This window comes from Haliea sp. E1-2-M8, from assembly GCF_030649675.1.
In the GTDB taxonomy this organism is placed as follows: domain Bacteria; phylum Pseudomonadota; class Gammaproteobacteria; order Pseudomonadales; family Halieaceae; genus Haliea.
Genome location: NZ_JAUTDR010000008.1, coordinates 119,156 through 133,282, shown reverse-complemented (window position 1 = coordinate 133,282; position 14,127 = coordinate 119,156). Strand labels below are relative to the sequence as shown.

General features: G+C 63.8%; 13 protein-coding genes. 5 read left to right on the top strand and 8 right to left on the bottom strand.

The window, feature by feature from the left end; all coding sequences use genetic code 11:
• On the top strand, positions 1-1,245 hold the full coding sequence (locus Q6D67_RS08725; protein WP_304705214.1) for a heme biosynthesis HemY N-terminal domain-containing protein: 1,245 nt from the start codon (positions 1-3) through the stop codon (positions 1,243-1,245).
• A gap of 8 nt (positions 1,246-1,253) precedes the next feature.
• Here Q6D67_RS08725 and ubiD read toward each other — a convergent pair whose 3' ends face one another.
• From ubiD to trxA, 3 genes are all read right to left on the bottom strand, one after another.
• On the bottom strand, positions 1,254-2,738 hold the full coding sequence (ubiD, locus tag Q6D67_RS08720) for a 4-hydroxy-3-polyprenylbenzoate decarboxylase (RefSeq protein WP_304705213.1): 1,485 nt from the start codon (positions 2,736-2,738) through the stop codon (positions 1,254-1,256).
• Positions 2,739-2,828: 90 nt separating this feature from the next.
• Positions 2,829-4,097: a transcription termination factor Rho gene (rho, locus tag Q6D67_RS08715; RefSeq protein ID WP_304705212.1), complete on the bottom strand. Its 1,269-nt coding sequence runs from the start codon at positions 4,095-4,097 to the stop codon at positions 2,829-2,831.
• Between the two features lie 272 nt (positions 4,098-4,369).
• Positions 4,370-4,696 carry a thioredoxin TrxA gene (gene trxA, locus Q6D67_RS08710; RefSeq protein WP_304705211.1) on the bottom strand — a complete coding sequence of 109 codons (327 nt, stop codon included), beginning with the start codon at positions 4,694-4,696 and terminating at the stop codon, positions 4,370-4,372.
• Positions 4,697-4,815: 119 nt separating this feature from the next.
• Here trxA and Q6D67_RS08705 point away from each other — a divergent pair, with 119 nt between their 5' ends.
• On the top strand, positions 4,816-5,121 hold the full coding sequence (locus Q6D67_RS08705; RefSeq protein WP_304705210.1) for a GIY-YIG nuclease family protein: 306 nt from the start codon (positions 4,816-4,818) through the stop codon (positions 5,119-5,121).
• Here the strand turns inward: Q6D67_RS08705 and Q6D67_RS08700 are convergent.
• Positions 5,096-7,003: an ABC-F family ATP-binding cassette domain-containing protein gene (locus tag Q6D67_RS08700; protein WP_304705209.1), complete on the bottom strand. Its 1,908-nt coding sequence runs from the start codon at positions 7,001-7,003 to the stop codon at positions 5,096-5,098. The genes Q6D67_RS08705 and Q6D67_RS08700 overlap by 26 nt on opposite strands.
• Before the next feature lie 51 nt (positions 7,004-7,054).
• Between Q6D67_RS08700 and Q6D67_RS08695 the strand changes: the two genes are divergently transcribed.
• Both Q6D67_RS08695 and Q6D67_RS08690 read left to right on the top strand, forming a co-directional pair.
• Complete coding sequence (locus Q6D67_RS08695) at positions 7,055-7,522, top strand: TIGR02444 family protein (RefSeq protein WP_304705208.1); 468 nt, start codon at positions 7,055-7,057, stop codon at positions 7,520-7,522.
• Between the two features lie 90 nt (positions 7,523-7,612).
• Positions 7,613-8,398 carry an FKBP-type peptidyl-prolyl cis-trans isomerase gene (locus Q6D67_RS08690; protein WP_304705207.1) on the top strand — a complete coding sequence of 262 codons (786 nt, stop codon included), beginning with the start codon at positions 7,613-7,615 and terminating at the stop codon, positions 8,396-8,398.
• On the opposite strand, the gene Q6D67_RS08685 is transcribed toward Q6D67_RS08690, so the two are convergent.
• From Q6D67_RS08685 to gshA, 3 genes are all read right to left on the bottom strand, one after another.
• Positions 8,399-8,884, bottom strand: coding sequence for an Rsd/AlgQ family anti-sigma factor (locus Q6D67_RS08685; RefSeq protein ID WP_304705206.1), 486 nt, complete (start codon positions 8,882-8,884; stop codon positions 8,399-8,401).
• An 83-nt stretch (positions 8,885-8,967) separates the two neighbouring features.
• Positions 8,968-9,462: a disulfide bond formation protein B gene (locus Q6D67_RS08680; protein WP_304705205.1), complete on the bottom strand. Its 495-nt coding sequence runs from the start codon at positions 9,460-9,462 to the stop codon at positions 8,968-8,970.
• A 118-nt stretch (positions 9,463-9,580) separates the two neighbouring features.
• Positions 9,581-11,170, bottom strand: a complete 1,590-nt coding sequence (gene gshA / locus Q6D67_RS08675; RefSeq protein ID WP_304705204.1) for a glutamate--cysteine ligase — start codon at positions 11,168-11,170, stop codon at positions 9,581-9,583.
• A 140-nt stretch (positions 11,171-11,310) separates the two neighbouring features.
• Between gshA and Q6D67_RS08670 the strand changes: the two genes are divergently transcribed.
• Positions 11,311-13,038 (top strand): BamA/TamA family outer membrane protein, encoded by a 1,728-nt coding sequence (locus tag Q6D67_RS08670; RefSeq protein ID WP_304705203.1) that lies wholly within the window; start codon positions 11,311-11,313, stop codon positions 13,036-13,038.
• On the opposite strand, the gene Q6D67_RS08665 is transcribed toward Q6D67_RS08670, so the two are convergent.
• Positions 13,035-14,102 carry a phosphotransferase family protein gene (locus tag Q6D67_RS08665; protein ID WP_304705202.1) on the bottom strand — a complete coding sequence of 356 codons (1,068 nt, stop codon included), beginning with the start codon at positions 14,100-14,102 and terminating at the stop codon, positions 13,035-13,037. The two genes, Q6D67_RS08670 and Q6D67_RS08665, sit on opposite strands and share 4 nt — an antisense overlap.
• Positions 14,103-14,127: the final 25 nt, after the last annotated feature.

Below are 14,127 nucleotides of genomic sequence, written 5' to 3'. Positions count from 1 at the left end.
ATGCGCAAACTGCTGCTGCTGGCCCTGCTCGCGCTGCTACTCGGCGTAGGCGTTGTCGCCCTGATCGAGAACCATCCCGGCTACGTGTTGATCGCCTATGGCCACTACACGCTAGAGACCAGCCTCTGGGTGGGCATTGTTCTGCTGCTGCTGCTCACGCTCGTCCTGTATGCCGCCTTTGCCCTGTTGCGCAGACTCTTCAGCGGCCAGAAATCCCTCGCTGGCTGGCTGGAGCAGCGCAAGTCGAGGCGCGCTTCGCGGCTCACCCACCGCGGCCTGATCAATTTTATTGAAGGCAACTGGGAGCCTGCGCGGCGCCAGCTGCTGCGTGGCGCCGACCACAGTGAGGTGCCGCTGCTGAACTATCTGGTAGCCGCCCGCGCCAGTTTCCAGCTGGGCGAGCACGACCGGATGCGGGAGTACCTCGGCGCTGCCGAACAGTCGGATTCCGAAGCCGGAATCGCTGTGGAGCTGACCCAGGCTGAGCTCAAGCTGCGCGGCAAGCAGTACGAGCAGGCAGTCGCCACGCTGGAGCGCGCCCGTCGCAACGCCGGCAAGCACCCGCATGTGCTGAAACTGTTGAGCACGGCCTACCTCGGGCTCGAGGACTGGGAGGCCCTGCTGAAGTTGTTGCCGGAATTGCGCAACTACCATGTGCTGCCGGAGGACGAGGTGCTGCAACTGGAGCGCCAGGTTTACACCCAGCTACTGCAGGCGAGTGTGGCGGAGGATGCGGCCGCCAGCGATGGGCGCTCACACCTGCACCAGCGCTGGCAGGCCATGCCCAACAACCTGCGCCAGGACCAGGCCATGCTGCAACTCTATGTGGGCCTGTTGATCCGGGAAGGAGACCATGCTGGCGCTGACAAGACCATCCAGCGTGCCCTCAAGCAGGAGTGGGACAGTGACCTGGCCCGGCTGTATGGTTATGTCGAGCTGGACAACCCCGGGCGCCAGTTGGCGCAGGCTGAGTCCTGGCTGGCGGCGCATCCGCGGGATCCACAGCTGCTGCTGTGTCTCGGGCGCCTGGCCTGCCGGCATCAGCTCTGGGGCAAGGCCCGAGACTTCTTCGAGGCCAGCTACAAGCAGCGGCGCAGCCCGGAAGTCTGTGCCGAGCTGGGTCGCCTGCTCGCCGCGCTGGGTGATGAGAAGGCCAGCGCCGCCCGCTTTCGCGAGGGGTTGTTACTTCGGGAAAAAAGCCTGCCGCAGCTGCCCCTGCCGGAGCGCGCCGCCGAGCACGGCTGAATACCTGGTCAGCGGGTAATGCCCAGTTCATCCCACAGAGCGTCGACCCGCGCTTTCACACTGTCACTCATGGCGATGGGTGTACCCCACTCGCGGCTGGTTTCTCCGGGCCATTTGTTGGTGGCGTCAAAGCCCACCTTGGACCCAAGCCCGGCCACCGGCGATGCGAAATCCAGGTAATCAATGGGCGTGTTCTCGATAAACACGCTGTCCCGCTGCGGGTCCATGCGGGTGGTCATGGCCCAGATCACATCCTGCCAGTCGCGGGCGTTGACATCAGCGTCGGTCACAATGACGAACTTGGTGTACATGAACTGGCGCAGGAAGGACCAGACGCCGAGCATCACGCGCTTGGCATGGCCCGGGTATTCCTTGCGCATGGTCACGATGGCCAGGCGGTAGGAGCAACCCTCCGGTGGCAGGTAGAAGTCGACGATTTCCGGGAACTGTTTCTGCAGGATGGGCACGAACACCTCATTCAGCGCCAGGCCGAGGATCGCCGGCTCGTCCGGTGGCCGGCCGGTGTAGGTGCTGTGGTAGATCGGTTCCTCCCGGTGGGTGATGGCCTCGACCGTGAACACCGGGAAGCGCTCGACCTCGTTGTAGTACCCGGTGTGGTCGCCGAAGGGGCCCTCGTCCGCCATTTCCCCGGGTTCAAGGTACCCTTCCAGGATGAACTCCGCCGTCGCCGGCACTTGCAGGCCATGCTCGCGGCAACCCTGGGTGTAGCATTCGGTCAGCTCGGTCTTGCTGCCCCGAAGCAGGCCGGCAAAGGCATATTCCGACAGGTTGTCCGGCACCGGGGTCACTGCACCCAGGGTGGTGGCCGGGTCCGCCCCCAGCGCGATGGCAACCGGATAACGCTTGCCGGGGTTTTGCAGCTGCCAGTCGCGGTAATCGAGAGCGCCGCCCCGGTGCGACAGCCAGCGCAGGATCAGCTTGTTCCGGCCGATGAGCTGCATGCGGTAAATGCCGAGGTTTTGCCGGTTTTTGTTGGGCCCGCGGGTGATCACCAGCGGCCAGGTTACCAGGGGACCCGCGTCGCCTGGCCAGCAGGTCTGGATCGGCAGCTGGTACAGGTCGACCTCGTCACCGCTGCGGGCGTGGTACTGGCAGGGCGCGTTGCGCACCAGCTTCGGCCCCATGTTCATCACCTGCTTGAGCAGGGGGGCCTTGTCCCAGGCGTCGCGCAAGCCCTTGGGTGGATCGGGCTGGCGCAGGTAAGCGAGGACTTCCCCGATCTCGCGCAGTGCCGCCACGTTCTCCGCCCCCATGCCCAGGGCCACCCGGGTCTGGGTGCCAAACAGGTTGGCCAGCACCGGAATGCGGCTGCCCCTGGGGTTTTCGAACAGCAGGGCCGGGCCGCCGGCGCGCAGGGTGCGGTCGGCGATCTCGGTCATTTCCAGACAGGGGTCAATTTCCTGGCGAATGCGCACCAGTTCGCCGCGCTGTTCCAGGGCGGCCATGAATTCGCGGAGGTCTTTGTACTTCACGGGCTGTCCTTGCTTCCGGGTTCGGGCATGGGACAGTATAACGCGCCGCGGGCAACGGCAACGCCGGCAGCTGCGGCTGCGGGGCAGTTTCTATTTGCGCTTCATGGACAGGAAGAATTCTTCGTTGGTCTTGGTGTCCCTGAGCTTGTCCAGCAGGAACTCAATCGCCGGGCCGTCTTCCATGCTGTGCAGCAGCTTGCGCAGGATCCACATGCGCTGCAGTTCGTCCTCGGCGGTCAGCAGTTCCTCGCGGCGGGTGCCGGAGCGGCGGATGTTGATGGCCGGGTAGACACGCTTTTCCGCGATCTTGCGGTCCAGGTGCAGTTCCATGTTGCCGGTACCCTTGAACTCCTCGTAGATCACCTCGTCCATTTTCGAACCGGTGTCCACCAGGGCGGTGGCGATGATGGACAGGCTGCCGCCTTCCTCGATATTGCGCGCGGCGCCGAAGAAGCGCTTGGGGCGCTCCAGGGCATGGGCGTCGACACCGCCGGTCAGTACCTTGCCGGAGCTGGGTACCACGGTGTTGTAGGCGCGGGCCAGGCGGGTGATTGAGTCCAGCAGGATCACCACGTCGCGTTTGTGCTCGACCAGGCGCTTGGCTTTCTCGATCACCATGTCGGCGACCTGCACATGGCGCGAGGGGGGTTCGTCGAAAGTGGAGGCGACCACTTCCGCGCCGCGGATGCCGACGGTGCGCTGCATGTCGGTCACTTCCTCCGGGCGCTCATCGATCAGCAGCACGATGATGTAGCACTCGGGGTTGTTGGTGAGAATCGCCTGGGCGATGCTCTGCATAATCACCGTCTTGCCGGCCTTGGGCGGCGCCACCAGCAGACCGCGCTGACCCTTGCCGATCGGCGCCACCAGATCGATGACCCGGCCGATAAGATCCTCGGTGCTGCCATTGCCCTTTTCCAGCTTCAGGCGTTTGTCGGCGAACAGCGGAGTCAGGTTTTCGAACAGGATTTTGTGCTTGGCGTTCTCGGGCCGGTTGAAGTTGATCTCGCCGACCTTGAGCAGGGCAAAATAGCGCTCGCTGTCCTTGGGGGGGCGGATCTTGCCGGAGATGGTGTCGCCGGTACGCAGATTGAAGCGGCGTATCTGGCTGGGAGACACATAGATGTCGTCGGGACCGGCCAGGTAGGAGCTGTCTGCCGAGCGCAGGAAACCGAAACCGTCCTGCAGGATTTCCAGGATACCGTCGCCGTAGATGTCCTCGCCGCTTTTCGCGTGGCGCTTGAGAATGGCGAAAATGATGTCCTGCTTGCGGGACCGGGCCATGTTTTCGAGGCCGATCTCCTTCGCAATATCAATCAATTCCTGCGTGGACTTGGTCTTGAGGTCAGTTAGATTCATAGAAGAGTGCTGAGTTGTTGTTCGAGGAAGAAATGCAATGCAGACGGACGTAGTGACCGGGATTGCCGGTCAGGGCGACGTGAATGCAGCGTTTAATCTTTGGGTGGCAGAGTTATTATTGCGGCACGGGGCCGTGCAACGAGGTGAAATGTAGCACGACGTGCGGGGGGCGTCTACCGCTTTTTGGTACCGCCAGGCAATCCCTCAGGCTGGCTGGACACAGCCTGACCTGGCCGTGCCCGGGCACTGTGTGCGTAGAAGCGGGCGAGTGCTCAGAGTACTTCCTTGATGAAGTCCACCAGCTGGCTCTTGGACAGTGCGCCAACCTTGGTAGCCTCTGCGCTGCCGCCCTTGAACAGGATCAGGGTGGGAATGCCGCGGATGCCGAACTTTGGCGGAATGTCGGGATTCGCGTCCACATCTACCTTGCAGACCTTCAGTTTGCCGGCGTATTCGGTGGCGATTTCCTCCAGCACGGGGGCGATCATCTTGCAGGGGCCGCACCACTCTGCCCAGAAATCGACCAGTACCGGGATGTCAGAGTTGAGGACATCGGCGTCAAAACTTGCATCGCTCACATGTACGATGTGTTGGCTCATTGTGTGCTCCAGTTGGCGGGGTGCAATAAAGGCGCAATGATACCATTGGCTGATTTGGGTACAACCGGCGCCCAGGAGTTTTTAGCTATGACCTTATTCCCCGCAGCGGCCGCGTTGGCGTGGCTGAGCCGGTGACAACGGCGGCGCAGTGGGCGGTCTACCTGCTGCAGTGCGCCGATGGCAGCCTGTACACGGGCGTGACGCTCGACCTGCAGCGCCGCCTGGCGCAGCACAACGGCGAGCGCGTCGGCGGCCCGCGCTACACCCGCGGCAGGCGCCCGGTGCAGCTGTTGTGGTGGGAGCCGGCGGCGGACCGCGGCGCGGCCCAGCAGCGGGAGGCGGCGATCAAGCGCTTGCCGCGAAGCGCCAAGTTGCAATTGCGGGAGAATGTGGCAGGGCCTACTCCGCTGCCAGTTCGGCGTTGAGCTCCTCCAGCGCCTGCTGCAGTTCCAGCCAGTGTTCTTCCAGCTGTTCTGCCTGTGCTTTCTGCTCACCCTCCCTCTTCAGTAGTCGTCCCAGCTCTGTCTTGCCGCTGTCCGTGTACAGTTCGGGGTCGGCGAGCTGCTCCTGCAGCTTTGCCAGGGCCTGCTCCGCCGCGGCCATGGCCCGCTCCGTTTTGGTGACGTCCTGCTGCAGGGGCCGCAGCCTGGCGCGCTGGGCCGCGGCCTGCTGGCGCTTCTCCTTGCGGCTGACTTCCGCCGCCGGGGCCGCGCTGCCGGCGGGCTTGTCACTGCTGCGATAGCTGGCCAGGATCCACTTTTCATAGGCCTTGAGGTCGTCTTCATATTCCTCTACCAGGCCGTCGTGCACCAGCAGCAGTTCATCGGCGGTATTGCGCAGCAGGTGGCGGTCGTGGCTGACCAGGATCAGGGCCCCCTCATAGCCCTGCAGGGCCATCTCCATGGCATTGCGCATGTCGAGATCCAGGTGGTTGGTCGGTTCGTCCAGTACCAGCAGATTGGGCCGCTGCCAGACCACCAGCGCCAGTGCCAGGCGGGCTTTCTCGCCGCCGGAGAAGGGGGCGATTGCCTTGGTGGCGAAGTCGCCGCGGAAGTTGAAACCGCCCAGAAAATTGAGAATTTCCTGCTCCCGGGCCTCCGGACTCAGGCGCTGGATGTGCAGGGCGGCGCTGGCCCGCAGGTCCAGGGCCTCCAGCTGTTGCTGGTCGAAATAGCCTACGCGGCAGTGCTCACCCGGTGCGCGGGTGCCCGCCAGCAAAGGCAACTTGCCGATCAGGCTTTTCAGCAGGGTGGACTTGCCGGCGCCGTTCTTGCCCAGCAGGCCGATGCGGGAACCGGGGCGCAGCATCAGGCTGACATCGCGCAGGATCGGCGTGCCCGCATACCCCAGGGTCGCCTCATCCAGCCGCAGCAGGGGGTCGCTGCTTTTCCCCGCCGGGGGAAACTCGAAATCAAACGGCGAATCGATGTGCGCCGGCGCCAGCTGCTGCATCCGCTCCAGTTCCTTGATCCGGCTCTGGGCCTGGCGCGCCTTGGTGGCCTTGTAGCGAAAGCGGCGCACGAAGTCCTCGATGTGCGCGATCCTCACCTGCTGCTTCTCGAAACTGGCCTGCTGATTGGCCAGCATCTCCGCCCGCAGGCGTTCGTAGTCTGAGTAATTGCCTTTCCAGGACTGGAGCTGGCCGCCCTCAATGCTGAGGATGCGCTCACAGGTGGCGTCGATGAAATCCCGGTCGTGGGAAATCATCAGCAGGGTGCCGGGGTAGCTCTGCAACCACTGTTCCAGCCACAGGGTGGCGTCAAGGTCCAGGTGGTTGGTCGGTTCGTCCAGCAGCAGCATGTCCGAGGGCGTCATCAGCGCCCGCGCCAGGTTCAGGCGGATGCGCCAGCCACCGGAAAAGTCGCTCACCGGGCGCCCGGCGGCATCGTCGGCGAACCCCAGGCCCTGCAGCAGACGCCCCACCCGGCGCTCGGCGCTGTAGCCATCGGCATCTTCCATTGCCGTGTGCAGGGTCGCGGCGCGCTGGAAATCGCCCTCTGTTTCCGCCGCCGCAAGGTCCGCGGTCAGCTGTGCCAACCGCGCATCGCCCTGCATGACGTAGCGCCCCGCGGTCTCATCAGTGGTTGCCACTTCCTGTGCCATGTGTGCCAGGCGCAGGTTGTTCATGCCCTCGATGGCACCGGCATCCGCCTGCAGTTGCCCCAGCAACATGGCAAACAGGCTGGACTTGCCGCTGCCATTGGCCCCGATCAGCGCCAGGTTCTGGCCCGGCTGCAGGGTCACATTGGCACCTTCCAGCAGCAGCTTGCTGCCCCGGCGCAGTTCGATATCGCGTAATATGATCATCAGGCCGCGCATTCTACTCGCAGCCTTTATCTGTAACCAGCCGGAGCGATCATGAATAATCCGCTGTGGGAGTTTTCGCTTGCGCTTTACGCTCGATCCGGAGTGGCCGTGGCCTGCATCGAGGCCCAGGATTGCTGTGCGGCGGATGTTAACCTGCTGCTGTACGCGGCGTGGCTGGCGCGCCAGGGCCTTGAGCTGGACCAGAATCAATGGCGGGCGCTGGCCGCCAGCGTGGCGGAATGGCGGCAGAGGGTCGTTCAACCCCTGCGGGCGTTGCGCCGTGACTGGCGAGCCCTGCCCGCCGCTGCGGCCCTGCGTGAGCAGGTCAAGGTGCTGGAACTGGCGGCGGAGCAGTCGCAGCAGGCGCAAATCCTCGCCTGGCACCGGCAGCAGGTGCTGCAACCGGCCCGGGCAGACAGTTTGCCGCGGGCGCTGGCCTTCCTGCTGGGGTCCGCTCCCATGCAGGATACTGGCGAGCAGCGGCTGTTGCTGCAGCGCCTGCTAACGCTGCTGAAATAGGGTGGCCGGCCAGGGGTGGCGCAGTGGCGCCTGCGGGTAGTATGATCTGCCTCCTGTAACTTATTCACTTACACAGCAATGGAACTCATCATGAAGAAATTCGCACTCCCGCTTGCCCTGGTTGCCACAGTGACCCTGCAAGCCTGTAATCAGGAATCCGCTCCCGAAGCCGACACCGACACCGCCGCCGCCGACGAAGTCATGCTGGAGGATTCCACCCAGCGTCTGAGCTATGGTATCGCCTACGGTCTGGGCCAGCGCATGGCAGCCGATAGTGTGCCAATGGATGTGCCCGCGTTCACCGCCGGTTTGGAGGATGCCCTGGAAGGCGCCGAGCCGCGCATGACCGAGGAAGAAATTCAGCAGGAAATGACCGCGTACCAGCAGAAAGCCATGGAGGAGCAGCAGGAGCTGGCAGCAGCGGCGGCGGAAGCCAACCAGGCGGCCGCAGAGGCCTTCCTGGCGGAGAACGCTGCGCGCGAGGGCGTGGTGGTCACTGAGTCCGGCCTGCAGTACGAAGTCATTGCAGCCGGTGAGGGTGATAGCCCCGGTCCGGAAGATACCGTTGAAGTGCACTACCGCGGTACTTTGGTGGACGGCACCGAGTTCGACTCTTCCTACAAGCGCGGCGAGACAGTCACCTTCGGCGTTAGCCAGGTTATTGCCGGCTGGACCGAGGCCCTGCAGCTGATGGCGCCCGGTGCCAAGTGGAACCTGTATATCCCGTCTGATCTGGCCTATGGTCCCGGCGGTGCCGGCAATCTGATCGGCCCCAACGCGGCGCTGGTGTTTGAAGTCGAGCTGATCGATATTGCCAGCCCGGACGCAGAGGCCGCGGCGGAAGAAACGTCAGACGAGCCCTCCGACGAGGGCTGATCAGCCTGCCTGTTCCGGCGCCTGCAACCGGCGCCGGTGATGATTGTGGAGGCCGGCGATCAGCCGGTCCTCCAGTACAAATCGCGATTCCAGCATTTCTCCCAGCGCTGACAGATCCCGCCGCAAGGTCTCTGGATAGTGTTCGCCGCTGCTGTATTTTTCTTCGTAGGCCAGGATCACGTCCGTGGTATCGGTGATGGCCGGCATGAGGCCGGCGATCAGCGCGGCGTTGTTGTCGCCGAACACCTCGGCCTCGTTCAGCAGTTCCGTAAACACCTCAAAGTGCCCCGCGGAGATGTAGTCCACCAGTAGCTCGCACAGCCCGCGCTGGCGCCGGGCGAGCTGCGCTGAGGCGGGAGTGTCGTCACTGGCAACGACCAGTGCCGTGTAGCGTGACAACACTGCGCGGCGCTCGCTGAGCCAGTTGGTCAGCAGGCTCTCCACGGTATTGAATTGTTCGACGGGGCTGTTACTGCGTTGCGGCATTGTGTGCGGACTCCCGGGTCCATTCCTGAGGGACCACTATAGGCACAGGCCCGCCACCGCCGCAAGCGCGGCGGCGCTGTCGGTCAGGATTTGCGCAGGGTCTGCCAGAGACTAACGACTGTGATCACCACGAACAGCATCAGGGTCTGTTCCGGAATGCTGAATCCGAGGAGGGTCCAGTGGGTTTCGGCGCAGTTGCCGTCGCCCATCAGCACCATGTTCAGGGTATCGCGGAAGGGCAGGGTTTCCAGCATGTACTCCAGGCTGGGCCCGCAGGCGGGCACCTGGTCCGGCGGCAGATGCTGCAGCCAGACATGGCGGGCGGCGACGGCGCCACCGGTAACGGCGCTGGCAATGCACAGCAGGCCGTAGACCCTGCGGCCCCAGCCAGCGGGGTTGTGCAGAAAGGCCAGCAGCGCGACCAGGCCACCGGCGACCACGAATACCCGCTGGGTCATGCACAGCGGGCAGGGATTGAGGCCCACCTGATATTCCAGGTACCAGGCGAAGAGCATGGCGAACAATGCCAGCAGCGCGAGTCCGAAATACACCAGGCGAGGGGTCAGGGTTTGCAACATGGCGGAGAGGTTCCTCGTGACTGAAGCTGTCGTGGTGCCTGGGCTGGTACGTTAGGCGGTTTGATCATGTCCCGCAAGGACAGTTGGCGCTGCGCTAATGGACCGCCTGCTGCGGTTCTCAGAACAGCGTCCGGTACTGGCCGAAAAAGCGTGCCAGGTACTCCTCGAAGCTGAGCTCGTCCGCGGCCTCGATCTCCCGCTGCGCCGCCAGTGACTGCCGGGTCTCTTCCTCCAGACGCCGCACCGTGTCCGTGGGCAGGGCGCACTGGTGGAAGTGGCGGGCCCAGGTTTCGCTGTAGTTCATGGCCAGGCGGAAGAAGGGCAGGTCCTGCTCGCGCATCTCCCGCAGGACCCGGGCCGATGGGGTGAGCTCGGGATCGTCCACGCGCGCCTGCTGCGCCGCCAGTGACTCCCGGTACAGACGGCTGTCGTGAGCGTCGTCCAGCAGGTCGGCAATGCCAGTCATGGCTGCCAGCAGCCCACCTGCGAGCTCTGTCAGGGACGCGCTGCCGCCGGGGGTCTGCAACTGCAAGCCGGGCTCGCGGCCGCGGTTGACCACCGCCTCAAGGTTGGCGGCCTGCATGGCCTGTTCGCTGTCGCCACAGGCGGGGCTGTCCTCCAGCAGGCAATGCAGCAGGAAGGTGTCGAGGAAGCGGATCTGGCCGGCGTCGATACCGAGCGGTGTAAACGGGCTGACATCAATACAGCGAATCTCTACGTATTCGATGCCGGCCCGACACAGGGCTGCCAGCGGTGCTTCACCGGGGCGTGTGACGCGCTTTGGGCGGATGGTGCTGTAAAACTCATTCTCGATCTGCAGCAGGCTGTCATTCAGTTGCTGGTAGTCACCACCCTGGCCAGCGGGGAAGACCTGGTAGGGCGGGTGCGGCTGCATGATGGCATTGCGCAGGGCCTGCACATAGTTGCCCAGCGAGTTGTAGCAGACCTTGAGGCCCTTCTGGGCATCACTGTTGTAGCCCAGGTCGCCCATCCGCAGGGCCGTGCCGTAGGGGAGGTGCAGGGTGCGGCTTTTGTCGTCAAAAGGTTCCAGGCCGTGGCTGCCCCGGCCCCGGAGAAAGCTGGCGCACACCGCCGGCGAGGCACCAAACAGGTAGATCAGCAGCCAGGAGTGGCGGTGAAAATTGCGGATCAGACCCAGGTAGCGGTTGGTTATATAGTCCCGCAGTGGCTCCGGCCGGCCCGCGTCGTCCCAGGCCCGCTGCCAGTATTCGTCCGGCAGCGAGAAGTTGTAGTGGATGCCGGCAATGGTCTGCATCAGACGGCCGTAGCGGTGGCCCAGGCCATACCGATAAACTTCTTTCATTCGCGCAACATTGGCACTGCCGTACTCGGCCACCGGAATGCTGTCGTCGCCATTGACGATGCAGGGCATGCTCGTGGCCCACAGCAGCTCCTGGCCGATCTTGCTGTAGGTGTAACTGTGGACGTCGGCCAGGGTCTCCAGACAGTGTTCGATGCTGCGATCGACCGGAGTGATGAATTCCAGCAGCGCCTCGGAATAATCCGTGGTGATGGACGGGTGGGTCAATGCCGAGCCCAGCCCGGCTGGATGCGGAGTTTGCACCAGCCGCCCCTCCGGCGTGATACGCAGGCTCTCCTTTTCCAGGCCGCGCTGTATCCGCTGTAGCAGTTCGCGGTAACCGGGACCGGCCAGAGTCTGCAACTGGTTCTGCAAATGAGGGGTCAAGCGGAACTCCTTGTTGGGGGTGCAGGTACGCCGGCAGCGTCTTCCGCCGCCAGGGCGGGGCCAAGTTTAGCCGCCTATTGTGAACGAGTACAGATTTCCGGTTATTGTGGTGAACAGGGCCTAGCGGCTATCTTAGGAGAATGAAACTCAAACGGTGTACCAGTTTCCTGGCCCGCAGGCGCCTCACGGTCTGCCTGCCACCATTATTGCTGGTTGCGGCAGCTGCAGCGGCCAACGAAAATGACCAGGCCTGTCGCGAGGTCGCGCTGCAGGACGAGTCCGCCAGCTTCCGCTTCGAACAATCGCCCGCCCATGACGAGTTTGCCCGTGAAGTTCCCCCGGGCGCCCGCATCGGCAGCATCCGCCAGCAGCGGTTTACCGTCTTTGACACCGAGGACCCGGAAGAGGACAAGGCCCTCTTTCGCTGGGCCAACGACTTCCACAGCGTGACCCGGGACTGGGTGATCGAGGATCATCTGCTGGTCAAGGAAGGCGAGGAGTACAACCAGGCCCGGGTGGATGAATCGGAACGTATCCTGCGCGATCTGGGCTTTATCTACGATGCCACCGTGCGGCCGTGGCGGGTCTGCGGCGACGTGGTTGACCTGGAGGTCATCACTCGCGATATCTGGACCTTCACCCCCATGCTGTCCTTTGGCCGCAGTGGCGGCGAGAACAAGTACGCAGTGGGCTTCCGCGACGCCAACTTCCTCGGTACCGGCAAGCAGATAATCATCCAGCACGACAGTGACGAGGAGCGCTCCGGCAATACCATCCGCTATGTCGATCCAGCGCTGGCGGGTTCGCGCTGGCGCATGCGGCTGTCCCTGGCGGACAACGACGACGGCTATGAGCACGGAGTGCGTTTTGTGCGCCCGTTCTTCTCCGTGTACGAGAGCTGGGCGGCCGGGGTCGACCTGAACAGGATGAAGCTGGAAGAAGCGCTCTGGTTCCGGGGTGATGAGGTCGCCGAGTTTGACCACAAGATCGAGTTTGCCAATGTGTTTGGCGGGATTGCGGCGAATGTGCGCAAAGACAAGCGCGTGGGGCGCTGGCTGTTCGGCTACACACTGGAAACCCACAGCTTTGACTTCAGCGATTCCCCCATTCCGCCAGCGGAGCTGCCGGAGGAACGGGAGTACAGCTATCCCTATATCGGCTACGAATCCACCCGCGACCAGTTCATCGAGCTGCACAACGTCAACTATCTGGGCCGCACCGAGGACGTGTACGTAGGGGAGCGCTTCTCCTGGGCTTTGGGCTGGTCGTCGGATGCCCTGGGGGCCAGTCAGGACCAGGTGGTGGTGCGCGGCAACTATGGCAATACCCTGCTGGTGGATGAGCGCCGCCTGTGGCAGCTCGATACCAACCTGAGCGGTTTCTGGGGCGTCGACGGCAGCGAGTTCGAGAATCTCTGGTGGACTACAGAGACGCGTTACCACCACAAGCAATCGCGGCAATGGGCACTGTTCAGTCGGTTCCGGGCAGATTACACCGATGGGCTCACCGGCGAACGCCAGCTGACTCTGGGCGGCGCCAATGGTCTGCGCGGCTATGAATTGAACTACCAGGTGGGGGACCGCTCCCTGGTGTTCAACCTGGAACAGCGCTACTACTCCGATTGGCACCTGTTCAGGCTGGTCCAGATCGGCCTCGCGGCCTTCATTGATGTCGGCCGGGCCTGGTTTGAGAGCGAGGACAACGGCAGTAATGGCGGCGTGCTGGCCAATGTCGGGTTCGGCATCCGCCTCAACTCCAGCCGCGCCGAGAAGGGCAGCGTGGTACACGTCGATTTTGCCTTTCCCTTTGTCACGGACGACGACGTCAGCGGCGGCCAGATCCTGTTTACCGTCAAGGATAGGTTTTAGCCGCCAATCCGTTCCAGATGCTTGCGCAAAAGCTGGCAGGCAAAGTTCCCCTGCACTTCCGCATCCTGGCCGGTCGCCAGCATGATCCGCGACATGATCAGGCCGTAACGCATGGCGGCAAACAGCAGGTAGTAATCGTAGTCGGCGACATCGAAGCCTGTCGCCTGCTGCCACTGGGCGACGGTCTCCTCGTAGGTAGGCAGCCCCGGCAGCCGCGGCATGCCCAGGCCCTCGGCAAAGGTGGAATCGATGTAGTTGAACCAGGCCAGGTCCTGCAGCGGATTGCCCAGCGCCGCCATCTCCCAGTCCAGCACCGCCGCCACGCTGTCCAGTGATTCGGTGAAGATCATGTTGCCGATACGCGCGTCGCCCCAGCACAGTACCACCGGTTCCGCGGCCGGCTGGTTGGCGGTCAGCCAGTCCAGCGCGGCCTGGCCCAGCGGGTGGCCCTGACCCTCGAGACCCCAGTCCAGATAGTCCTGCCAGTAGCGCAGTTGCTGCTGCAGCGGCGTTTGCCCCGGCACCGCCAGGTCGGTAAAACCCAGAGCCTGGTAGTCGAGTTGGTGAAAACGGGCCATGGTGTCCACCGCAGCCCGCCACAGGGCGGCGCGCTCTGGTTCGCTGGTTTCCTGTAGCAGCCAGCCGTCCATGTTGTAGGGCGGCATGTCGGTGGGGATGCGGCCCGGGATGTGCTCCATGATGTAGAACTGCACGCCAAGCAAATCGGTGTCGGTTTCCAGCCCGCGCAGCGGCGGCACCGGGATGTCGCTGTGTGCCTGCAGGCGCTCCATCACCCGGTATTGTGGAGCGAGGTCGTAGGAGGGGAATACCGGCCGCGCAATCTCCGGCTGCAGCCGGCCGACGCAGGCCTCCTCGCGGGAGGTGCCGTTCTCGTCCCAGTGCAGGGTAAACAGCAGCGTCACATTGGACATGCCCGAGCTTTCGGGAATTTTCAGGCTGGATACGGTGACCGGGTGCCCGCCGCGCTCCTGGAACCACTGTTCCAGCTTGTGGCGCGTACCTTCAATGTCTTCCAGCAGTGGGGTGGGGCGGGTGTTGTCCACGGGTCGGCTCCTGTCGGGGTGGTTG